The sequence below is a fragment of the Nostoc sp. genome (genome assembly GCF_036919895.1).
In the GTDB taxonomy this organism is placed as follows: Bacteria; Cyanobacteriota; Cyanobacteriia; order Cyanobacteriales; family Nostocaceae; genus Nostoc.
Map to the genome: position 1 here is coordinate 50,125 of NZ_JBALBW010000037.1, position 23,225 is coordinate 73,349.

A 23,225-nucleotide genomic window follows, 5' to 3' on the forward strand; every position below is an offset into this window, starting at 1 on the left:
ATGAAAATATCAAAACAGATTGCTCAATGGCGGATTGTGGCTGCCTCTGTATGTGGTACAAGTCACTTAAAAAACAAGCAGTTATGTCAGGATGCTCATCACTGGCAGATATTGTCAGACAATGTTTTAGTGGCGGCCGCAGCAGATGGCGCGGGTTCTGCTAGCCTTGGGAAAGTGGGAGCGATGATTGCTGTGGAGACAGCAATAGAAAGCATTTCTAGCATTGGAATCACCCAAAAGATTTTGAGTGATGATGCCTTAGTGCGATCGCTCTTAAATGATGCCATATTAGCCGCAAAAAACGCTGTGGAGGCTGAAGCGGCTACTTGTGACAAACAGCCTCAAGATTTAGCAACTACCTTAATTATCATGGTTGCCACCCCAGAAGTTGTAGCTGTAGTGCAAATAGGTGATGGTTTGGCAGTGGCAAAAGATCGCACGGGCAATCTGGTCGCACTGACTATACCTGATAGCGGCGAATACATCAACGAAACCACTTTTTTAACTTCGCCTACAGCCTTAGATACGGCGCAGATGAGATTATGGCGCACCGACATAGTTAATGTTGGTATTATTACTGACGGACTACAAATGCTGGCTTTGAATATGGTTGTTGGCGAACCTCACAAACCCTTCTTTTTTCCGCTATTTGAATTCGTCGCCAATACCGAGGATAAGACAGAAGCAAAGGAGCAGTTGGTAAAGTTTTTACGCTCAGACCGGATTACACAACGCACTGATGATGATTTGACACTCATTATAGCTGCATTCAACGACTCATGAGCAATCAATTTACAGGTTTCACATCTAAATAACTTCCGTTAGCGGTAATTTCATTATGCAGGTACTACGTTGTTCCCCTAGAAAAGAAATCCTCAGCCTCAATGTCAGTTTGGGGCGTGGCGGTGAAGCTTGTGTTTATGCAGTGCCATCCGATAACCATTTGGTGGCGAAAATCTACCACAAGCCAACGACTGCCCATGCTGATAAATTACGGGCGATGCTTGCCAACCCCCCAGAAAACCCTACGGCTAGTTTGGGGCATATCTCTATCGCTTGGCCAGAGGATGTATTGCGGGCAGCAGATGGCAAAAATAGCATCCTGGGCTTTTTGATGCCACGGATTCAGGGGATGCGTCCAATCATTGACTTTTACAACCCTAGAACCCGTCGCCAACACTGTCCCCTATTCAACTATCAGTACCTGCTCCGCACGGCTCGTAACTTGGCGGCAGCAATTGCCGCTTTGCACGCTAGTGGATATTGTATTGGTGATGTGAACGAGTCAAATATCCTCGTCAGTGATACGGCATTGGTGACTTTGATAGACACAGACTCTTTTCAAGTAACCGACCCCAACAGCAATGTTGTTTATCGCTGCCCAGTTGGTAAACCAGAGTTTACTCCACCAGAACTACAGAATAAAACTTTTGCCCAGCACGATCGCGAAATTTCTCACGATTTATTTGGGTTAGCAGTGCTGGTATTCCAACTCCTCATGGAAGGCACTCACCCATTTTCGGGGATTTTTCAAGGCGCTATTGAGCCACCGCCCTACGAAGCCCGCATTGCTTCGGGTCATTTCACTTACAGCCAAAAGCGGTACGTACCCTACCTTCCAACACCCATTGCACCCCCTTGGGAAATTCTTCATCCCAGCTTACAAGAACTATTTGTCCGTTGTTTTGAAGAGGGTCACAACAACCCACAACTCCGCCCCAGTGCCCAGACTTGGCTCTCAGTAATCGCGGAAGCCGAAGATTCATTAATTACCTGCACTACAAATCCCCAGCATCGCTACAACAACCACATGCGTGGCTGTCCGTGGTGCGAACGGACAGTGCGATTAGGCGGACGCGACCCCTTCCCATCACATCGGGCTATAGAAGCTAGAGAACATCTCCAACCGCGAATCAAAGCGAAAAAGCGCTACACCCAGACACCGCATTTTCCACAGCGAAGTATGTCACCGCACTTAACTAATTATTGGCAGCCAGTAATTACCCCAAGCAGTTCATCTTATAAACGTTCCAAGAAATCAAAATTATACCCAGTTATTTGTTGCTTGATGGGTTTTGGTTTATTGGGATATGCGGACGTAATGATTAAATTTACTCAGCCGTTAGTTTCCCAAAATGCTTACACTCAACAAGCCTTGAAGTCTCGCCAGACAATTAACAAACTTAGCTTCGCTGATTACTATCAGCAGGGTTATACTGCTTACAAAGACCGAGATTATGAAAAAGCAATTGCCAGCTTTACCGGAGCAATTGAACAGCAACCAACACATACCACAGCAATTGTAAATCGGGGCAATGCCCGCTATAACCTCAAAGACTACGAAGGAGCAGTTACAGATTATAGTCAAGCTCTCAAAATCAATCCCAATCAAACCAAAGCTCTGGTGAATCGGGGCAATGCCCGCTATATGCTCGCCGAATATAGCAACGATCCTGATACAGAATATAAACTAGCGATCGCAGACTATAATCGGGCTATCGGTCTGGATAATAATGAAGTTGAAGCTCATATCAGACGAGGGATTGTCCGCACCCAAATGGCTAAGTATAGCGGCGAATCTCAACAAGATTACAAAAGAGCGATCGCTGATTTTACTCAGGCGATAAAACTTAATGTATCCAAAGCAGAAGCTTACTTTCAGAGAGGTGTTGTTTATTATCAAATTGCTCAATATAGCAGCAATTATGAGCAAGAATATAAACTAGCGATCGCCGATCTTAACGAAGCATTAACTATTAGCCCCAAGCTAGCAAAAGCATATCTCAAACGAGGTATGGTTCGCTATGAACTAGCACAATATGGCGGTAGTGAATCTAACAAAAACCAGACGAAAGCTGTCGAAGATATACAAGCATCTGCCAAAATCTTTCTTGAGCAAGATGATATGGATAATTATCAGCAAGCACTCAGTAATATGTGTGTAGTCGTAGAAAACAAATGCGATCCTTTATTCCAAGGCTCAAGTAATCTAGAAAAAACTAACTAAAAATAAGTAAGTTTTTTTACTTACATATTATTAGTTTTGATTGAATAAAGCCAGCCAGACTAGGGTTAGCGCCAGCTAATCCTAGTTATTTTATGGGTTAAATTTTTATTTAACTAAGTAACTTATTTTTAGTTTTATAGATATTCATAGAGCTTTTATATAGAAAAGATGTTAATTTATCTTTCCTTCATAATTTCGCCGGAAATTACAGTTAGATTATTGACTGAGAAAAACAAATCAGAAATCAATTTTTCTCTATCTAAGTGCATCCTCTTCATCTCGATAAAGTCGAATTATAATATCCCTACAAATCTCCGAGGTAATTGCATGAAAGCGGTGATTTTGGCTGGAGGGCTTGGTACACGCCTCAGTGAAGAAACTAGTATCAGACCCAAGCCGATGGTTGAGATTGGTGGTAAGCCAATTCTTTGGCACATAATGAAGACGTACTCCGCCCACGGCATTAATGACTTCATCATTTGTTGCGGTTACAAAGGTTACATAATTAAGGAGTATTTTGCTAATTACTTCTTACACATGTCAGATGTTACCTTTGATATGCGATTTAACCAGATGAACGTGCATTCTGGTTATGCCGAACCCTGGCGTGTCACCTTAGTAAACACGGGCGATAATACCATGACAGGCGGACGCTTAAAACGAATCAGCGAACATCTTGGTAATGAAACTTTTTGTTTTACTTATGGTGATGGTGTAAGTAATATTAATATCACCGAGCTAGTTAAATTTCATAAAGAACAAAAAACATTAGGAACACTCACAGCCGTTCAGCCAGCCGGACGTTTTGGAGCCATTTCTTTAGGATATGAGCAAACTAAGATTACCAGCTTTCGGGAAAAACCTGAAGGTGATGGAGCTTGGATTAATGGCGGTTATTTTGTGTTAGAACCAGAAGTAATCAATTTGATTGCTGATGACTCTACAGTATGGGAGCAAGAGCCATTAGAAAAGCTAGCTGATATGGAACAGCTATCCGCTTTTAAGCATGATGGTTTTTGGCAACCAATGGATACTTTACGCGATAAAAACTATCTCGAAGGGCTATGGAAAAACAATCAAGCTCCTTGGAAGGTATGGTAAGAGAAGAGTTATAAGTCAAAAGACAAATAACTTTATGGATTTACTGTAATTTTAAGTGCGATAATACTAATGTATGATTTTGCGATTATAGGTGGGGGAATAGTTGGACTGTCTACAGCATTAGCTTTAGGAAAACGCTATCCCAATGCGCGTATTTTAGTACTAGAAAAAGAGAGTCAATGGGCATTTCACCAAACCGGCAATAATAGCGGGGTGATTCATTCTGGTATTTACTACAAACCAGGGAGTTTCAAAGCTAAATTTTGTCGTGATGGTTCTCGCTCTATGGTAGAGTTTTGCCAAGAGCATGGAATAGAACATGAAGTTTGTGGTAAAGTGATTGTTGCAACTGAAGAACAAGAACTACCACGTCTAGAAAATCTCTACCAACGCGGCTTAGACAATGGCATAGAAGTTAAGAGAATTAGCCCCGAAGAAGTCAGGGAAATTGAACCTCACGTAAAATGTGTAGGTGGACTTCGGGTATTCTCAACTGGTATTGTTAATTACAAGCAAGTTTGTTTAAAATATGCCCAGCTAATTCAACAGCAGGGTGGGGATTTGCATCTCAATACAAAAGTTCTGAAAATCTCCCCAAGTGGTAAAAATCAGGTACTGGAAACAAACAAAAGTAACTTTACAACCCGCTTTGTAATTAATTGTACAGGATTGCATAGCGATCGCACCGCCAGATTAGGTAAAGTTGAACCCCAAGCCAAAATCGTCCCATTCCGGGGAGAATACTACGAGCTGACCCCAGAAAAACGCCATCTTGTCAAGACACTAATTTACCCAGTTCCCAATCCTGATTTTCCCTTCCTCGGTGTCCATTTTACCCGGATGATTGATGGTAGCGTCCATGCAGGGCCAAACGCGGTTCTGTCACTCAAACGCGAAGGTTACAAAAAAACCGACTTCGACTTACGAGATTTTCTTGAAGTCATCACCTATCCCGGTTTCTGGAAATTAGCAGCCAAACACGCTGATGAAGGCATCCAAGAAATCATTCGTTCCTTTAGTAAAGCAGCCTTCACCAGAAGTTTGCAAAAACTAATTCCTGAAGTTCAAGCAGAAGACTTAGTTCCCACTCATGCAGGAGTCCGCGCTCAAGCCTTGATGAACGATGGCAAGCTTGTAGACGACTTTTTGATTGTTTCCGGTCAAAACTCCATCCATGTTTGCAATGCTCCTTCTCCAGCCGCTACATCTTCTCTAGAAATCGGCAAAGCGCTTGTGGCAGAAATTCCCCAACCCTCGCATCTAGATAATGTAGTAACTGCATAGATATCTATAGTTACTTCCGGTGCTGCTGAATTAAGGCATGAATCTTGTGGGGTGAGCAACATCAGCGCCCGAAAATAAAAGGGATGAGCTTTTCGGCCCATCCCATAAGAAAAAGTGTAGTGCATCAATTACAGCGAATTTTAATCAAACGTGCCACAGTTAAAAGTACTAAAACCAATATTGGACTTTGTTTTAGGATTTATTTTTGTGGTGGGTTTGATAAAAAACTGCTGTAAGAACCGCTATAAAGCGCTGCTACCCAAGAAATACCTCCGAAAATAATTCAGGAATTGTGTGCCTACCAAAAATTTCGGGCAACACGCTGTAGCTGTACGTCCCTACTAAACAAAAAATTTAACTCATCAATACAAAGGCATTAACTACAATGAAAATATTAGTAACTGGAACAGAAGGCTACCTTGGTTCATTATTACCGTCTCTGTTAATTGAACGCGGACATGAAGTTATCGGTCTAGATACTGGTTTCTATAAAGTTGGTTGGCTATACAACGCTAATGGGGTTACACCTAAAACCCTGAACAAAGATATCCGCAACATTACCCCTGATGACTTGGAAGGTGTTGAAGCAATAGTTCACATGGCAGAACTCTCCAACGACCCAGCCGGACAATTAGCGCCGAATATTACTTACGAAATCAACCATATCGGTTCAGTTCGTCTCGCTAGCCTAGCGAAAGTTATGGGTGTGCGTCGTTTTGTATATATGTCTTCGTGCAGCGTCTACGGCGTTGCTACCGCAGGTGATGTCACAGAAGAATCCCCAATTAATCCCCAAACAGCCTACGCAGAGTGCAAAACTCTCGTAGAAAGAGATGTCAGACCACTCGCTGACGATGACTTCTCTCCCACCTTTATGCGGAATGCTACAGCCTTTGGTGCTTCTCCCCGGATGCGCTTTGATATTGTTCTCAACAACTTAGCAGGATTGGCATGGACTAGCAAACAAATCAAAATGACCAGTGATGGTACACCTTGGCGACCATTAGTCCACGCACTGGATATTTGCAAAGCAATAGTCTGCGCCTTAGAAGCACCACGAGACATTGTACATAACCAAATCTTCAACGTGGGAGATACAGCAAACAACTATCGCGTTAAAGAAATCGCGGAAATTATTGCTGATATTTTCCCAGATTGTAAATTGTCCTTTGGTGACAACGGCTCAGATAATCGCAGCTATCGGGTATCCTTCGAGAAAATCAACACAATTCTCCCCGGATTTAAATGTGATTGGAATGCCCGACTTGGTGCCCAGCAGCTATTTGATTTATTCAGTCAAATAGACATGGCTGAAGATACTTTCTTATTTAGAGGATTTACCCGTTTGAAACAGCTAGAGTATCTAATCCGTACCGAGCAAATCGACAAAGATTTCTTTTGGAATAAAAAGTAGATATAACTGCCTAGCGGCAGCAAATAAATAATCTAAACCTCCGAATCAGCAATATTTGATTCGGACTTTTTCACCCATTAAAACATTTGTAACCAGTGAGTTAAAAATTATGGTAAACGCAAAATGTCGTTTTAGTGGTCAACCTCTGCACCAAACCTTTATTGATTTAGGAATGTCACCTTTAGCCAACGCTTACCTGACAGCAGAACAGCTAAATCATGCCGAAAAGTTTTATCCACTCCATGCTTATGTCTCTGAAGATACTCTTTTAGTTCAATTAGAACAATTTGAAACTCCCGATCATATTTTTAGCGATTATGCTTATTTTTCTTCCTACTCAGTAAGTTGGCTAAAACACATCAAAGCTTACACCGATATGATGGTAGAAAAGTTTGGCTTTAACCATCATAATCAAGTTATTGAAATTGCCAGCAACGATGGCTACCTACTGCAATATTTTGTAGAAAAGGGAATCCCAGTTTTAGGAATAGAACCAGCAGCAAATATAGCCAAAATAGCTCAAGACAGAGGCATTCCTAGTATCAACAAGTTTTTTGGGGTTGAAACTGCCAAAGAACTTGTTATACAAGGAAAACTAGCCGACCTTTTGATAGGCAACAATGTTTTAGCTCATGTACCAGATTTAAATGATTTCATTGCTGGGATGAAACTTATCCTCAAACCGAATGGTATTTTGACGATGGAGTTTCCTCACATTTTGCAACTGATTCAACAAAACCAGTTTGATACAATTTATCACGAGCATTTTTCTTACTTCTCATTTCTCACTATCGAAAAGATTTTCGCAGCGCATAACTTGCAACTTTTTGATGTAGAAGAATTACCAACTCACGGTGGTTCTTTAAGAATTTATGCTAAACATGATAATGCTGATAATTCTAGCACCAGTGACCGAGTTAAGCATCTAAAAGCAAAGGAAATTGCTGCTGGACTCCATCTGATGGAGACTTATATTACATTTGCTGAAAAAGTCAAAGAAACAAAGCATAAGCTTTTAAGTTTCCTTATAAGCGCCAAAGCAGAAAGGAAATTAATTGTTGGCTATGGCGCACCAGCCAAAGGTAACACATTGCTTAATTACTGTGGGATTGGGAAAGATTTTATCGATTACACAGTCGATTGTAATCCTTACAAACAAGACTTATTTTTACCTGGGACTCATATTCCCATCTTTGAACCAGACAAAATCCGCGAAACTAAACCAGATTACGTCCTAATTTTACCTTGGAATCTCAAGGAAGAAATTATGGAGCAAATGGCATTTATTGGTGAATGGGGTGGACAGTTTGTTGTGCCTATTCCTGAAGTCAAAATTTATCCGTGTCCGATTCCGGATAGACTTTTAATAGCGTCGTAATTACTATATATAACCCAAAAAGCGCCTTTTGTTACTATTTTTATGTTGTCATTATAAACATAGACAATAGGTGAAAAGTAATTAAAAGGCGTAGTTCTATAAAGCTTTTGTTATCAAACTAAAAAAAATAATCTGGATAGCAGCTTGTTAATTAATAAGCTGCTCTTAGTAGCCTTTTAACTACAGAGTTGATCTGAATATGAATAAACTACTGACTATTGCTATTCCTACATTCAATCGGGCCCAGCTTCTAGATAAACAACTTACTTGGTTAGCTCAAGCTATCAAAGGTTTTGAAGATGAATGTGAAATTTTAATTTCTGATAATTGTTCAACAGATAATACTCAGGAGGTGATCAAGAAATGGCAAGGAATACTTAACAATATCACATTTAAATCAAATAGAAACTCCAAAAATTTAGGCGTAGTTAAAAATATTATGTATTGCCTAAATTATACAACAACAAAATATGTTTGGACAGTCGGCGATGATGATCCAATTCAAGATAGAGCCATTGTTTATGTAATTAATAAACTCAGAAAATATGAAGATTTATCATTATTGTTTCTTAATTTCTCTGGTCGGAACCAAATTACTGGTGAACCAGTGCATCCACCAACAATTGTTGGTAATCGCTGGTTTGATATAGATAGTGAAGATGGCGGTGGTGATGGTAAAACTATATTTGAACATTGTTTTTCAAAGAGTGTCGGTGCAGTCATTTTTCTGACTGCTACAGTCTACCGCACTGACTTAGTAAAACGCGCTCTCCAAAATTGGCAAGATGCTGAGAATAACTGGATATCTTTGGCATATCTAGCCGGATATTGTGCTGCTAATGGCAGGGTAATTGTCACTAAAGAAACTTATTTAGAATGTATTGTTGGTGTGAGTTATTGGCAGAAAGAACCAAAATCAGCACTCTTAATGCAATACAAACATATCCCCGAAGTGATTTTGAAATTAGAACAGAGTGGATATTCTAAGCAGTTTTGTAGGCGGATGCTTTTGCAAAACGGCAAAGAAGTCAATTTGAAAGTTTTCTTGGGTGCTTTAAGAAGGTGGCCGATGTCCGCCATCAAAACAGTAATTCCATTTTTGGCTTTAGTCAGCTTATGTGCTTTTGATGTGATGGTTTCTAAAGAGTTTGGGTTAGCAGAAACGAGTGAAATCTCTACTCAAGAAGTGCGTAACTATAAACCATAGGTTACGAAACTACTAAGAAATATATATCAACAAGAGAAGGATTTACGCCATGTTTAACGCTATTAAACACAAAATAGCTACACTTTCGTCTGACTTTAAATATTACGTAGATCGTTGGAAGCATAGCAGAAATTTGCCAGCATTGGAAGGGAGCGATCGCAACATCCTTAATACTCTCAAAAAAGATGGTGTTTGCGTTACAACACTGGCAGATTTAGGGTTCAACTCTAGCTCTGAAATGCTCAAAGCTGCTTACCATCAATTATCTCAGATGGAAAATCCCACCAATGAGCATCTAAATGAACGTTTGCCACAAATTTATACAGTTACAGGTTTACCAGAATTTTATGCCTGGGGAGTAGAGAAAAGGCTACTCAACATCATCGAAAATTATATCGGTCTTCCTATTGCTTTTCATGGTGTACATTTACGCAAAGATTTCAAGAATGCAAATCAGTTTGGGACGCTACTATGGCATAGCGATGCAGAAGACCGTCGGATTATCAAAATCATTATGTACTTACATGATGTAGAAGAAAAAACAGGCCCTTTTCAATACCTTCCCCGCTCTTTAACTCCTTTCTTTAGTTGGGATTATTTTCGACTTTACTACAAACTTTGGAAGTCCAGCTATATGGGTATCGATGATGAAGAAGTAAAATCAGTTATCCCCAAATCAGCTTGGAAATCCTGCCCAGGCCCAGCAGGTACTGTCATTCTTGTAGATACGAAAAATACTTTGCATCACGGCACAGTCCGCACAGAAGATAGGTCAACATTATTCTTGTGTTACACCACCAATCCCCCTGAACGGCCAGACCTCTGCACCCAATATTGGGATGATACTTATCACAGAGTAGAGTTATGCTCTGCATCTGATGCAGTTAAAGTTTCGACTTAAATTAATTTAATTAACCGCAGAGGCGCAGAGAACACAGAGGAAGAGAAGAAGCGTTGCTTCAAATTTGTATGTTTATGACTAACACAAAATATCTCTCAAACTCTCATATCTCTGTGCCCTCTGCGCCTCTGTGGTTCGTTTATTTTCTGGCGTATTTTCTTTACTCAACATTCATCTCAAAACAATCACATGATTTTCACCACAACTGCACTCAAAGACGCATTTATCATTGACTTGGAAGAAAAGCCAGACCACCGTGGTTTTTTTGCTCGGTCTTTCTGCGCTCAAGAATTTGAAGCACACGGATTAAAGCCAACGGTTGCCCAATGTAACTTATCTTTTAACTACAAAAAAGGCACTATCCGGGGAATGCACTATCAAGTTCTGCCAGCAGCAGAAACGAAGTTAATTCGCTGTACTCAAGGCGCTATCTATGACGTAATTATTGATATGCGTCCTGAATCTCCCAGCTTTTTATCACACATTGGAGTGGAACTTACCCCAGAAAACCGCCGCGCTTTGTATGTTCCAGAAATGTTTGCTCACGGTTATCAAGCACTTACGGATGAGACTGAAGTTGTATATCAAGTAGGCGAATTTTATACGCCAGGATATGAGAGGGGTTTACGTTATGACGACCCATTCTTTGCCATTGATTGGCCTCTAGATGTGACTGAAATATCTGAGAAAGATTTAAGTTGGCCTTTGTTGAGAATGATGACTGTTGGTGGTACTTCTAGATAAGTGTAGTGGTATTAAATGGTTTTCTAACGAACTGCATTCGCGCAGCGTCTCGTTAGAGAAGGACGCAAAGAGCGCGAAGTAAATAAATAAATTAGGATTGATGTATACGCAATTATCAATTACTAATTAAAATTGAGTTATTAACTTAATTAAATTAGGTATAAATAAATGTCAAATGTTCTATCTCGCGTTGGAAATACTATCTCTTTTGTCTCCCAAAAAGTCCAGGCTCGGATTAATTACGTGAAAACATTACAGGTTGTTTCTCTAAAGCCAAAACAGCCTTCTAAGGGGAATCTACTTCTTTCTTATCGGATTGAGCCATTTCTCTTAAAAGCTGGTCAGGCAATGCCTAATGACCATACTTGGTACTGGGAAGTTTGGCAAATAGCCCAAACTTTTTTAGACTTGGGCTATAACGTTGATGTTATCCAGTTCCACAATGATAAATTCGTTCCGCAAAAGCACTACGCATTTTTCATTGATATCCGTCATCGGATGGAAGCGCTTGCACCAAAACTCAATAAAGATTGCATCAAAATTTTTCATGTTGACATTGCAAATATGGTGTTTCGCAATGCAGCTGAATGCAACAGGCTTTTAGAAGTACAACAGCGCAAAGGTGTAACCTTAAAACCACAGCGATTTGAGGTTCCTAATTTGGGAATTGAATATGCAGATTGTGCAATTGTGTTGGGTAACGATTTCACAACTGATACATTCAAGTATGCTAATAAACCAATGTATCGTATCCCAATTTCTTCGCCTGTCGTTTATCCCTATCCTGATAAGAAAGATTTTGAAGCGGTAAGAAAACGTTTTCTCTGGTTTGGTGGTAGTGCTTTAGTCCTCAAAGGATTAGATTTAGTTTTAGATGCCTTTGCCCAAATGCCGGAATACCATTTAACAGTTTGTGGCCCGGTAAGTAATGACAAAGAATTTGAGCAAGCTTTCTATAAAGAACTATACGAAACACCTAATATCCATACTTATGGGTGGATTGATGTTAGTAGCCCTGACTTTATAGAGGTTACAAATAGCTGTTTAGGGCTAGTTTACCCTTCCGTTTCTGAAGGACAATCAGGAGCGGTAATTAGTTGTTTACAAGCTGGGTTAATTCCTATTTTAAGCTACGAATCTGGTGTCGATGTTCACGATTTTGGTGTGATTTTTGATAATCTTTCCCTTGAAGAAATTAAGGCGAAAGTTATAAGTATTTCCAATTTGCCTGAAGAAAAGCTAAGGCTGATGTCTCGTCAGGCTTGGGAATATGCAAGAGCAAATCATACTAAAGAAAAGTTTGCTCAAGTCTACAGAAATGTTGTGGAGCAAATTATCGAAAATCACAGCCAGAAAAAACATACTGGTTCTACAGCATCTAGCAAACAACCAGTTAGTATTCATCACTAATCTTAATTGCCATGAGAATGTACTTAAGATTTAGCTGTAAAAAATTATTAAGTACAAGTTTATAGACAATTTGTATCACAACCAACAGTTCCAAAAAGGAGTTTAGTTCATGATTATTATCGATCGCGCCTTACAAGCCCGTGCAGCAGCAGGAAATCCTATTAAAGTGGGAATGATCGGTGCTGGTTTTATGGGTCGAGGAATTGCCAACCAAATTGTTAATTCCGTGCCAGGAATGGAGTTAGTTGCTATCTCCAATCGCCAGATTGATGCAGCTAAACAAGCTTATTCGGAAGCAGGGATTGAAGAGATTCAAGTTGTTGCAACTGTCAGCGAATTAGAAGATGCGATCGCAAACGGTAAGTATGCAGTCACAGAAGACGCTAAGTTACTGTGTCGGGCTGAGGGCATCGAGGCCATAATCGAAGTCACAGGTGCAGTGGAATTTGGCGCTCACATCGTTATGGAAGCGATCGCTCATTGCAAACATGTGATCATGATGAATGCCGAACTTGACGGCACTATTGGCCCCATCCTCAAAGTCTATGCTGACAAAGCAGGTGTCATTCTTACTGCTTGTGATGGCGATCAGCCAGGGGTGCAAATGAACCTCTACCGCTTTGTCAAAAGCATTGGTTTAACTCCCTTATTATGCGGTAACATTAAAGGACTCCAAGACCCTTATCGCAATCCCACCACCCAGGAAGGATTTGCTAAACGTTGGGGTCAAAAGCCCCACATGGTGGCTAGCTTCGCCGACGGAACCAAAATTTCCTTTGAGCAAGCGATCGTTGCCAATGCCACAGGGATGAAAGTCGCCAAACGGGGAATGCTGGGATATGACTTCAACGGTTATGTCGAGGAAATGACCCATTTATATGATGTTGAACAACTCAAAGAACTGGGCGGCATTGTCGATTATGTAGTTGGAGCAAAACCAGGCCCAGGCGTGTATGTATTTGCCACTCACGACGACCCCAAGCAACGCCACTATCTCAACTTATACAAATTAGGCGAAGGCCCACTTTACAGCTTCTACACTCCTTATCACCTCTGTCATTTTGAAGTTCCCTTGTCCGTAGCGCGTGCTGTCCTGTTCGGTGATGCCGTTATGTCTCCACTCGCAGGCCCGCTAGTAGATGTTGTCACCACTGCCAAAATCGACCTGAAAGCTGGAGAAACCCTAGATGGCATCGGTTACTACATGACCTACGGACAATGTGAGAATTCCCCCATCGTCCAACAGCAAAATCTCCTACCAATTGGTTTAGCTGAAGGGTGTCGCCTGAAACGGGATATTTCTAAGGATCAAGTCCTCACTTATGAGGATGTAGAATTACCTGAAGATAGACTTTGCGACCAACTAAGAACTGAGCAAAACACTTATTTCGCTCCAGAAAAAATCTTGGTAGCAGTTGGGTAATAGCAACAAATAAATCGGCTGTAGGGGCGTACAGCTGTACGCCCCTACGTATTTGTAGCCAGAATTTCGTAAAGAGGATAGGAAGCTATACTGCTGAACACTAAAGTTGTTGATAGTAATTATGATGTTCGCCAAATTACCCATAATAAAGAACCCCACCCCCAACCCCTCCCCGCAGGCGGGGAAGGGAGCTAAAGCGTAGCTTTGGCGGGGTGGGGTTCCGGGGATTATGCTTAATTGCCCGAACATTATATAACTGGCTGGGGAGCGTTGAAACACACCCGATCGAAACTTTAGGTCAAATTGATGAAAATTGCTCTAGTCCACGATTATTTAACCCAGCGAGGTGGGGCAGAGCGTGTATTTGAACTGCTTTGTAAGCGTTATCCTGAAGCAGACATTTTCACATCTCTGTACGATCCTCAAAAAACTATCGATCTAGGCGATCGCATAGTCAATACAACCTTTTTACAAAAGATTCCTGGTGCAGCAAAGTATTTTAGGGCAATGGCTCCTCTATATTTTCCTGCATTTCGTGCCTTGGATCTGCAAGACTACGATCTAATTATTAGCAGTAGCACCAGCTTTGCCAAAGCAGTCCGAAAAAATCCCAATGCCCGCCACATTTGTTTTTGCCATAACGTCACCCGTTTTTTATGGGATACAGCAACCTATTTAAGAGAGTACGGAGACTATAGATATTTTGCACCTTTAATCGAACAAGTATTTCAAGTAATGAGAAAGGTAGACCTGAAATATGCACAGGAACCTGACCTTTACATTGCGAATTCTAGTGTTGTTGCCCGCCGGATTGAAAATATTTATGGCAAAAAGGCAATGATGGTAAACTATCCAATTGATACTAGTAAATTTGTTTTTTCAGATATAAAAGATGAATATTATCTGGCTTCAGCCCGGATGATTAGCTATAAACGCCTTGATATAATAGTCGAAGCTTTTAACTGGCTAGGATGGCGGTTATTAATATCAGGTGACGGGCCAGAACTAGCACGGTTAAAATCTAAAGCATTAAAAAATATTGTGTTCTTGGGACACGTAAGTGATAGAACCCGCAAAGACTTGTTTTCCAAAGCCAAGTCTATTATTGTCGCAGCCTTAGAAGATTACGGGTTAGTTCCAGTAGAGGCTAATGCTAGTGGCACACCAGTTATCGCTTATGGAGCAGGTGGAGTATTAGATACTCAAATACCAGGTGAAACAGGAGTCTTTTTCAAAAGACAAACACCCGAATCTTTACAAGTTGCATTACTAGAAGCCAATGGCATTTCTTGGGATTACGATCGCATCCGTAATCATGCAGTAGCAAATTTTTCAGAAAATGCCTTCTTTGGTAAGGTTGAGCAAATTATTAACCAGGCTTGTGGTGGGCATCAATTATTCATTTGATTTCTGAATCTCTTTCCATTATTAAGAATACCTATTTATTTCTCTCTCCTCCTTCGCGTACTTGGCGCACTTGGTGAACCATCGCTGTAGGCGGGTTTCCTACCGTAGGCGACTAGTGAACCCGAAGGGCGGTTCGTAAAAAAATAGGTATTCTTCGGAATATCTCTTAGCGTAAATCTCGAAGACAAGGATAATAAAAGTGGTTCAAGCTAGTCTAAATCCTCAAATAACTCCAGCTTCTGAAAGTGAGCCAGGTTACGGACAGTTATTTGCCGTATTTGTGCGAAGATTTCCTTGGTTTTTAGCAGTATTAATTAGTTCTATTGCTATTGCAGGTATAGTAACTTTAAAGACCAAGCCTACTTATAAAAGTTCCATGCAACTGCTAGTAGAGCCTAACTATCAAGGCAAGAAAGAAGGAGCGGGAGTAGACAGCCAGTTTACTGACTCTAATGTTGTGATAGATACTGCAACTCAGCTTAACTTGATGCAGAGTTCTGGACTCATTCAAAAAGCAGTTGATAAACTTCAGTCTGATTATCCAGACATCAGTACAGGTGAAATTAAAACTTCTTTGGTCTTAACTCAATTAAGGAGCAAAGAAGATAATGTCGCTACTAAAATATTTCAAGTAGAATATACTGCTGGAGATCCAGAAAAGACACAAAAAGTCCTGGCTGCAATTCGACAAGTTTATGTGGAATATAACAAAGAACAACAGAATTCGCGGTTACAAAAAGGTCTGCAAATTATTAGGGAACAGTTAAGTAAAGCCAGTGAAGAAGTGAACGCGTCTGAGACAAATTTGCAAAGATTCCGCAGAAATCAGAACTTAATCGATCCAGAGTCACAGGCCAAAGCGATTGAAACAGCTTTGAACAATATTTCCCAAGAACGACAGACAACTCGCGCTCAATATGGGGAAGCTTTAGCACGCCAAAAATCTCTGGAAGAACAACTTAACCGCTCTCCTCAAAATGCTCTAGTTGCTTCTCGTTTGAGTCAGTCTACTCGCTATCAAGGCTTATTGAACGAAATCCAAAAAAGCGAACTGGCACTAGCACAAGAACGTTTACGCTTTACAGATCAGACTCCGAGTGTGCAAAAACTCAAAGAACAGCTTCAGAGTCAGAAGGAATTATTGCAACAAGAAGTAGGAAGAACTTTAGGCGAAAAATCTGCTGGTGGATTCACTTCTGGAGACTCTCTTCTCGAAAAAGGACAACTTGGCCAAATTGATCTTAGCCTTGCTGGTCAGTTAGTGGAAACGCAGACAACTATAGTTGCTTTAACTGCTCGCGATCAAAGTTTAGCTCAAAAAGAAAATGAGCTACGTTTGGAAATCAAACGCTTTCCGCCCCTGTTAGCTTATTACAATCGGATGCTACCGCAGTTGCAATTTAGTCGTGAAAGGTTAGAGCAACTTTTAAGAGCAGAACAACAATTGCGGCAAGAACTTTCCAAGGGTGGTTTTAATTGGGAAGTTGTGGAAGAACCTCAAAAAGGTGGACAATTAGGCCCCAATCTTCAGCAGAATTTGCTGTTAGGTGGAGTCGTTGGGTTTATGTTAGGAGGCATTGCTGCCTTTATTCGAGAATCGGCTGATGATGCAGTTCACACCACCGCTGAATTAGAGAAGCAAATGGCTATGCCGTTGTTGGGAACAACTCCTAAATTACCACCAGCCAAACCCAAAGAATCAATGATCAAGTTGCCTTTTGGTAAGCCAGAAGTTCTCGCCCCTTGGACAATTCAGGTATTGCAATCTCCACCGCGTTGGGAATCGCTGGATCTGATTTACAAGAACATTGAACTTTTAAATACTGTTGCTAACTTGAAGTCTTTGATGGTTACTTCAGCTTTACCCGATGAGGGTAAGTCAGCTTTGGCGTTAGGTTTAGCGATGAGTGCTGCCCGTTTACACAAAAGGGTGTTACTAATTGATGCCAATTTACGCGATCCCAGTCTGCACGAACAACTGAATCTTCCTAATGAACAGGGGCTTTCAACTCTATTAGCGAGTGATGCAACTCTACCTAATCAGATTAGTCTTCAATATTCAGGTTCCTCCTTCATCGATATTTTGACTGCTGGCCCCAAACCTGCTGACCCAGCTAATTTGTTGAGTTCCCCTCGGATGATGCAATTGATGGCAGCTTTTGAAGAAAACTATGATTTGGTACTCATAGATGCTCCCCCAGTTCTTGGCTTGGTGGATGCCATGCTTACCGCTTCATCTTGTCGTAGTGTAGTCATGGTGGCAAGCATTGGGATTGTGACCCGAAGCCAGCTGACTCAGGCTACAGCCATGCTAAGTAAGTTAAATCTGATTGGGGTTGTGGCCAACGGGGTATCAAACTCTAGCAGTAATTACGTACCTTATGTAAAACAACAGCAATTGGCCCTGCGTCAAGCTGTAGAAAAGTAACTAGTACTTAGTTTCAAGAGTTTGTAGTAAGGACTTTAGTCCTTGATTTGAGTGCTTTAGCGCTCACTACAAACCAAGTGGTAGGGTAGCACAGATGTGCTACCCTACTTTTTAATGAAATGAACAAAATTTAATTTTATTGCCATCAGGAAAATTTTAGTATATTTATACTATCTTTATAGGGCTTCAGAGAAATCACTGGCTATTTAAAGAGTAAATAAAGAATTTAGTTGAGCGATCGCTGTTTCTAGATAGTCTTATATTCTAGAGATGAAAGCACATTCATAAAGGCTAGAAGACAAGAGCAGACTGGGTTTTTTACATCTATCGATACAAGAAACACCTCAGTGCAATTAAACGTAAATATCGATTTATGGGTAATTTCCCTCTACATATTTCTACTTTCAGTAGTTACCGGAAAATACCGATTGTCCATGAATATTGATAGTAACGTTGATTTGTACACCTCTACACCACCGGAATTCTGGACGATATGTGCTTGGCTGAGTGGCAAATAGCAATAACATATTTTTGCCCTCAATTATCTCCAACTTTTTGGACTTACAACAAGATTCGGATTTGGGTCTTTGGCATTGATAGCCTTTGATAACGCCTCACTAATTCACTCCTGTATAAACCCAAAGACATTATGACAGCTTCAATAATTCCAACTCTAGAGAATTTATATGATGTAACCCAAGAACAGCAAGATCGTCGTGGGTACTGCACACTCCAATGGCGGCGGGGTCAGTTATTGGTAAAGCAGCCTGGACGAGTGAAACAACCCTATCTGCCTTCATTAGATAGTAAGCGATCGCTAGTAGAATGCTTACAACATTCTCCTGTAAATTTGGTAAGCATAGATCCAAAGCTGGGTGAGGCTTTGCTGAGGTTTTGGGCAGATGCGTGCAAAGAAGCAGATAAACCAATATTCCTCAGCATACTGGCTGGCAATAAACTGCCTAACCAACCGTGGAGACAATTGCAGCGACTAATTGATTGGATTGCTGCTTTCGTCTTGCTGCTATTAGTAAGTCCAGTAATGTTGGGATTGATTGTGTTGATGCAGATTGACTCGACAGGATCGCTTTTTTGTCGTGAATGGCATGTTGGAGAACGGGGTAAACTCTTTCAAGTAATAAAGTTTTGCACGCACAACATCACACCACTAGGGCGTTGGATAAGTAAATACAGTCTCGATAATCTGCCGCAGTTATTTAACGTGCTGCGGGGTGACATGAGTTTGACGGGATCTCGTGGTTGGACTTTAGAAGATGCAGTACAGCTAAATAAACTACCAGAAATTAAAGCTGCATGGGAAGTAGAAGCACAGTCTCACCTGTTACATCTAGATAGCCAAACACTGTAACTTATCTGTGCGGTATTTCATCTACCGCACTGAAGCTAACCCAAAAATTGCTTACGTAGCGTCTATAGCGGTCTATCTACCTTGCCAAACTATTATTATAAAATCCATGAATTCTCAATTTCTTCAAAAATTCCGTAGTCTGCTCAAAGCTTCTAGCTTTTGGCAAGACAACTATTTGCTATTGCGAGAATTTAAACACTTTCGCAAAATAGTAATTTTAGCTCTGACATTCTCAATTTTAGCAGCAACCTTTGAAGGTGTGAGTATTGGTTTTTTACTCTCCTTCTTACAAAGCTTAACTAGTCCAAATGCTCAACCTGTCCAAACAGGAGTAGAATGGTTTGATACTTTAGTCTTGGGTTCTAAGACATCGGCAATTAACCGTTTATACCGCATATCTTCACTGATATTATTGAGTACTTGGTTGCGTGTTGCCTTCAATTATTTTGGACAAGTCTATACTGAATTATCTCAACTGCATTTTGGCGATCGCTTACGCAAACAAATTTTTGAACAGTTACAATCCTTATCGTTAAGTTACTTTGCCAAAACTCGTTCTGGTGAACTAATTAACACAATCACCACAGAAATCGAAAGAATCAGACAGGGTTTCAGTGGTGCAGCCTTTTTAGTAACCAGGGGAATAACAACTTTTGTCTACTTAATATCAATGTTCTTGATATCATGGCAACTGACTGTAATTTCAGCATTGCTATTTACACTTTTAGGTGTAGGGTTATCTAATCTGAATGCCAGAGTCAGAGAATCAAGTTTTGGCATGACAACTGCTAATGCTAATTTTACATCAACAGCCATAGAATTTATTAATGGTATTCGCACTGTTCATTCTTGTGGTACTCAAGAATTTGAGCGCCAGCGTTACTACAAAGCCAGCGATAAGGTAGTAAGTACTACAACTAAAGTTGTATTTACTTGGACACTTGTTAAGCCGATTGCTGAAGGTGTAGCTACTACAGTATTGGTCGGAATGATTATTTTGGCATTCACTAGCCTAGTTAGTAATGGAACACTACAAGTTGCTTCTTTGCTAACATTTTTCTTTGTGCTATTTCGCTTCATCCCGTTTGTTCAAGATATTAATGGAACGAGAGCATTCCTCAGTACTCTACATGGCTCGGCAGACAACATTAAGAATCTGTTGAAAAGTGATGATAAAAATTATTTCCAAAATGGAAAGCTTGAGTATAAGGCTTTAGAAAGGGCAATAAATTTAGTATCTGTAGATTTTGGCTACGACGAGCAGAACATAGTGCTGCATAACATTACCTTAACCATTGAAAAGGGAAAAATGACTGCATTAGTTGGGGCTTCTGGTGCTGGTAAAACTACCCTTGCTGATTTAATTCCCCGCTTTTATAATGCCACGGAAGGAAATGTTTATATCGATGAAGTTGATATAAAACTGTTTGAAATTAACTCTCTACGTCGTCAAATAGCTGTTGTGAGTCAGGATACATTTATCTTCAATACTGATGTTTGGCAAAATATTGCTTATGGCACTCCACAAGCGACTAATGAGCAAATTCAAGAAGCTGCTAAATTAGCGAATGCGCTGGAATTTATTTTAGAAATGCCCGAAGGTTTTAATACCCAATTGGGAGATCGGGGTGTTAGATTATCTGGAGGACAAAGACAGCGAATTGCGATCGCACGGGCGCTACTACGGAACCCCGAAATTTTGATTTTGGATGAAGCAACTAGCGCCCTAGATTCTGTATCTGAGCGCTTAATTCAAGATTCATTAGAAAAGCTATCTGTGGGTAGAACAGTAATTGCGATCGCTCACCGTCTTTCTACAATTTCTAAAGCAGATAAAGTAGTAGTGTTGGAAGCAGGGCGAATAGTAGAACAGGGCAAATATCAAGAACTACTCGCACGCCAAGGCAAGCTTTGGGAATATCACCAAATGCAATACTATAATTCGTAATTTGTAATTCGTAATTCGTAATTCGTAATTGACGAATTACGAATTTATTCTCCTAGCTAATTATTTATAATTTTAATCAGGAAAAATAAATGGTAAACATAGGCTATCATGCTGCTAAAGTTCAGGGTAAATTTAATCGCTCCCTATATAAAGCAGCTATTTCTCAGATTGCTAGCATTCCCATCAAACAAACTCGGCAAGTTCCGATAAGTGTCTATGCCTTATCATGCGAACGCGATCTACCAGAACAAGTGGTAAGTATTCGGTCATTCATTCGTCATGTCGGCATTCCAGAGACATTTACTGTAGTTTCTGATGGCAGTTATACTGATTCTAGTTGTAATTTACTCCGCCGTATCCATCCCTGCGTTCAGGTAATACTTTTACAAAACTTCCTGAGGACAGATTTACCTCAATGTGTTCTTGATTATGCCCAACTGCATCCAATGGGCAGAAAACTGTCGGCATTAATGTCAATTCCTATTAATGGTACTACGATTTATACTGATTCAGATATCTTATTTTTCCCCGGCGGGATTGACTTAATTGATTTGAGTAAGTTGGAGGATAAATACTCTCTTTATCTACCTGATTGTTCGATGTCGCTTGACGAGCGAATTATTTATGATGAGTCTGAAAAATCGAATCCTGTAAATGGTGGATTTATAATATTTAGGCATGAATTTGACTGGAGTTTTGCCATTGAACGTTTAGCAAATCTTCCAGAAGTTCCTAGTTATTTTACTGAGCAAACAATTGTACATTTGACCATGCACCACAATCATGGTAAACCTCTATGCTCAAATAAATATGTTCTCAATGTAGAAGATCAGTTTATTTATCCAGATAAATCTGCAAGTAAAAACATTGCTCTCAGACATTATGTGAGTGATGTTAGACATAAATTTTGGTTTAATGTTGGCATATAAATTGATGAAGTAAACTTCTATTTATATGAGGACTTCAATGAATAATAACGTAAAGAATGGTGGTTAATGCTTAACTCAATCAGTGATACCAAGCAAAATGAGAAACAATTGCACAGAGGTATTTTTGAAGAAGACCTGATTTATCAATGCTCAAATTTTAATGTAGGCGAGGGTGGAGGTGTTGAAACTTATTTAGCTTCTCTGTTTGAACATCGACCACCTGAAGTTAGCGATCGCGTGATAAAATCACTCAAGGGTGTTGACCAACGTCAATTCAAGCTGCTGCACATCCACAGCCCAGATTTACTATTGCAGCTTACGGGCGAATGTCCTGCTGTCTTTAGTGTTCATAATCACTCATTGTACTGTCCTAGTGGCACAAAGTATTTAGCAGGACAACGAACAATCTGCGATCGCAACTTTTCTTACTTAGGTTGTACCTGGGGTAAACTAGTAGATAAATGCGGTAGCCGTAGACCGTTAAAAACTCTTAAAGAACTTCAAATTACTCATCAGTTATTGGATACCTTAAAAAAGGTAAAAATTACTTTTGTTGCTAATAGCGAATACGTGCGTCAAGAGTTAATTAAAAACGGTCTACCCCCGGAGCAAATTGTAACGCTACACTGTGGTATCTCTGTACCGCAAAGAACAACCGCACCCCTAAGTTTAGAAATCCACCAAAATCATAGAATTTTATTTGCGGGACGGATTGTTTCTGATAAAGGTTTAGAATGGCTGCTTAAAAGTTTAATACATACAAATCCGCAAATCCAACTTGATATTGCAGGTGAAGGCTGGGAAAGACCACGGTTAGAAAAGTTAGCAAACACACTCGGATTAAGTAAGCGGATTACTTGGCATGGTTGGTGTGATGCTGACAAAATAAATCAACTTTATCAACAGTGTTTTGCAGTCATCTTCCCTAGTGTCTGGCCTGAACCTGCCGGTCTTGTAACTCTAGAAGCATACTCTAATTATCGACCTGTAATTGGTAGTGCAGTCGGAGGGATTCCAGAACATTTACGAGATGGAGAAACAGGTATTTTGGTTCCGGGTAATGATATCAAAAATCTGGTTGATGCTATTCATGAGTTGTATGAAGATCATCAAAAAAGCCGACAGATGGGCGAACAAGGCCATGCTTTATTGATGAAAGAATTTACAATGGCTGCTCATGTAAATAATCTGCGAACAATTTATACAAAAACAATAGCTGAATTTCCTTTGAGAGCGAAAAACTTATATAGCATCCCTCAAGTTAAATAAGCTAAT

General features: G+C 40.3%; 18 protein-coding genes. All 18 read left to right on the forward strand.

Annotated features, from left to right (window positions below):
* Complete coding sequence (locus V7K55_RS06815) at positions 1-783, forward strand: PP2C family serine/threonine-protein phosphatase (protein ID WP_334829481.1); 783 nt, start codon at positions 1-3, stop codon at positions 781-783.
* Positions 784-838: 55 nt separating this feature from the next.
* Positions 839-3,007 carry a tetratricopeptide repeat protein gene (locus V7K55_RS06820; RefSeq protein WP_334829483.1) on the forward strand — a complete coding sequence of 723 codons (2,169 nt, stop codon included), beginning with the start codon at positions 839-841 and terminating at the stop codon, positions 3,005-3,007.
* A gap of 327 nt (positions 3,008-3,334) precedes the next feature.
* Positions 3,335-4,108: a glucose-1-phosphate cytidylyltransferase gene (gene rfbF, locus V7K55_RS06825; protein ID WP_334829485.1), complete on the forward strand. Its 774-nt coding sequence runs from the start codon at positions 3,335-3,337 to the stop codon at positions 4,106-4,108.
* A gap of 69 nt (positions 4,109-4,177) precedes the next feature.
* The gene (gene lhgO / locus V7K55_RS06830) at positions 4,178-5,392 is read left to right on the forward strand and encodes an L-2-hydroxyglutarate oxidase (RefSeq protein ID WP_334829487.1); all 1,215 of its coding nucleotides are present in this window, start codon (positions 4,178-4,180) and stop codon (positions 5,390-5,392) included.
* Between the two features lie 385 nt (positions 5,393-5,777).
* Positions 5,778-6,806: an NAD-dependent epimerase/dehydratase family protein gene (locus V7K55_RS06835; RefSeq protein WP_334829489.1), complete on the forward strand. Its 1,029-nt coding sequence runs from the start codon at positions 5,778-5,780 to the stop codon at positions 6,804-6,806.
* Between the two features lie 109 nt (positions 6,807-6,915).
* Positions 6,916-8,184 (forward strand): class I SAM-dependent methyltransferase, encoded by a 1,269-nt coding sequence (locus tag V7K55_RS06840; RefSeq protein ID WP_334829491.1) that lies wholly within the window; start codon positions 6,916-6,918, stop codon positions 8,182-8,184.
* Between the two features lie 199 nt (positions 8,185-8,383).
* A complete protein-coding gene (locus V7K55_RS06845) occupies positions 8,384-9,391 on the forward strand; it encodes a glycosyltransferase family 2 protein (protein WP_334829493.1) in 1,008 nt (335 codons plus the stop codon).
* Positions 9,392-9,440: 49 nt separating this feature from the next.
* Positions 9,441-10,292, forward strand: coding sequence for a phytanoyl-CoA dioxygenase (locus V7K55_RS06850; RefSeq protein ID WP_334829495.1), 852 nt, complete (start codon positions 9,441-9,443; stop codon positions 10,290-10,292).
* Positions 10,293-10,481: 189 nt separating this feature from the next.
* A complete protein-coding gene (gene rfbC / locus V7K55_RS06855; protein ID WP_334829497.1) occupies positions 10,482-11,036 on the forward strand; it encodes a dTDP-4-dehydrorhamnose 3,5-epimerase in 555 nt (184 codons plus the stop codon).
* Between the two features lie 168 nt (positions 11,037-11,204).
* The gene (locus V7K55_RS06860) at positions 11,205-12,446 is read left to right on the forward strand and encodes a glycosyltransferase (RefSeq protein ID WP_334829499.1); all 1,242 of its coding nucleotides are present in this window, start codon (positions 11,205-11,207) and stop codon (positions 12,444-12,446) included.
* Between the two features lie 109 nt (positions 12,447-12,555).
* Positions 12,556-13,869: an NAD(P)H-dependent oxidoreductase gene (locus tag V7K55_RS06865; protein ID WP_334829501.1), complete on the forward strand. Its 1,314-nt coding sequence runs from the start codon at positions 12,556-12,558 to the stop codon at positions 13,867-13,869.
* 306 nt (positions 13,870-14,175) lie between these two features.
* Entirely contained in the window at positions 14,176-15,276 is a 1,101-nt protein-coding gene (locus tag V7K55_RS06870; RefSeq protein WP_334829503.1) for a glycosyltransferase, read from the forward strand.
* Positions 15,277-15,475: 199 nt separating this feature from the next.
* On the forward strand, positions 15,476-17,704 hold the full coding sequence (locus V7K55_RS06875) for a GumC family protein (RefSeq protein WP_334829505.1): 2,229 nt from the start codon (positions 15,476-15,478) through the stop codon (positions 17,702-17,704).
* A gap of 347 nt (positions 17,705-18,051) precedes the next feature.
* Positions 18,052-18,222: a hypothetical protein gene (locus V7K55_RS06880; protein ID WP_334829507.1), complete on the forward strand. Its 171-nt coding sequence runs from the start codon at positions 18,052-18,054 to the stop codon at positions 18,220-18,222.
* A gap of 131 nt (positions 18,223-18,353) precedes the next feature.
* Complete coding sequence (hepC, locus tag V7K55_RS06885) at positions 18,354-19,073, forward strand: heterocyst development glycosyltransferase HepC (protein ID WP_334829509.1); 720 nt, start codon at positions 18,354-18,356, stop codon at positions 19,071-19,073.
* 106 nt (positions 19,074-19,179) lie between these two features.
* Complete coding sequence (gene hepA, locus V7K55_RS06890) at positions 19,180-21,021, forward strand: heterocyst formation ABC transporter subunit HepA (protein WP_334829511.1); 1,842 nt, start codon at positions 19,180-19,182, stop codon at positions 21,019-21,021.
* Between the two features lie 89 nt (positions 21,022-21,110).
* Positions 21,111-21,950, forward strand: a complete 840-nt coding sequence (locus V7K55_RS06895; protein ID WP_334829513.1) for a hypothetical protein — start codon at positions 21,111-21,113, stop codon at positions 21,948-21,950.
* Positions 21,951-22,016: 66 nt separating this feature from the next.
* Positions 22,017-23,219: a glycosyltransferase family 4 protein gene (locus V7K55_RS06900; protein WP_334829515.1), complete on the forward strand. Its 1,203-nt coding sequence runs from the start codon at positions 22,017-22,019 to the stop codon at positions 23,217-23,219.
* The last annotated feature ends 6 nt before the right edge of the window (positions 23,220-23,225 follow it).

Bases quoted from the DNA above. Each gene is read 5' to 3' on its own strand.
- V7K55_RS06815 (WP_334829481.1), top strand. From the start codon at position 1: ATGAAAATATCAAAACAGATTGCTCAATGGCGGATTGTGGCTGCCTCT.
- V7K55_RS06820 (WP_334829483.1), top strand. From the start codon at position 839: ATGCAGGTACTACGTTGTTCCCCTAGAAAAGAAATCCTCAGCCTCAAT.
- rfbF (WP_334829485.1), top strand. From the start codon at position 3,335: ATGAAAGCGGTGATTTTGGCTGGAGGGCTTGGTACACGCCTCAGTGAA.
- lhgO (WP_334829487.1), top strand. From the start codon at position 4,178: ATGTATGATTTTGCGATTATAGGTGGGGGAATAGTTGGACTGTCTACA.
- V7K55_RS06835 (WP_334829489.1), top strand. From the start codon at position 5,778: ATGAAAATATTAGTAACTGGAACAGAAGGCTACCTTGGTTCATTATTA.
- V7K55_RS06840 (WP_334829491.1), top strand. From the start codon at position 6,916: ATGGTAAACGCAAAATGTCGTTTTAGTGGTCAACCTCTGCACCAAACC.
- V7K55_RS06845 (WP_334829493.1), top strand. From the start codon at position 8,384: ATGAATAAACTACTGACTATTGCTATTCCTACATTCAATCGGGCCCAG.
- V7K55_RS06850 (WP_334829495.1), top strand. From the start codon at position 9,441: ATGTTTAACGCTATTAAACACAAAATAGCTACACTTTCGTCTGACTTT.
- rfbC (WP_334829497.1), top strand. From the start codon at position 10,482: ATGATTTTCACCACAACTGCACTCAAAGACGCATTTATCATTGACTTG.
- V7K55_RS06860 (WP_334829499.1), top strand. From the start codon at position 11,205: ATGTCAAATGTTCTATCTCGCGTTGGAAATACTATCTCTTTTGTCTCC.
- V7K55_RS06865 (WP_334829501.1), top strand. From the start codon at position 12,556: ATGATTATTATCGATCGCGCCTTACAAGCCCGTGCAGCAGCAGGAAAT.
- V7K55_RS06870 (WP_334829503.1), top strand. From the start codon at position 14,176: ATGAAAATTGCTCTAGTCCACGATTATTTAACCCAGCGAGGTGGGGCA.
- hepC (WP_334829509.1), top strand. From the start codon at position 18,354: ATGACAGCTTCAATAATTCCAACTCTAGAGAATTTATATGATGTAACC.
- hepA (WP_334829511.1), top strand. From the start codon at position 19,180: ATGAATTCTCAATTTCTTCAAAAATTCCGTAGTCTGCTCAAAGCTTCT.
- V7K55_RS06895 (WP_334829513.1), top strand. From the start codon at position 21,111: ATGGTAAACATAGGCTATCATGCTGCTAAAGTTCAGGGTAAATTTAAT.
- V7K55_RS06900 (WP_334829515.1), top strand. From the start codon at position 22,017: ATGCTTAACTCAATCAGTGATACCAAGCAAAATGAGAAACAATTGCAC.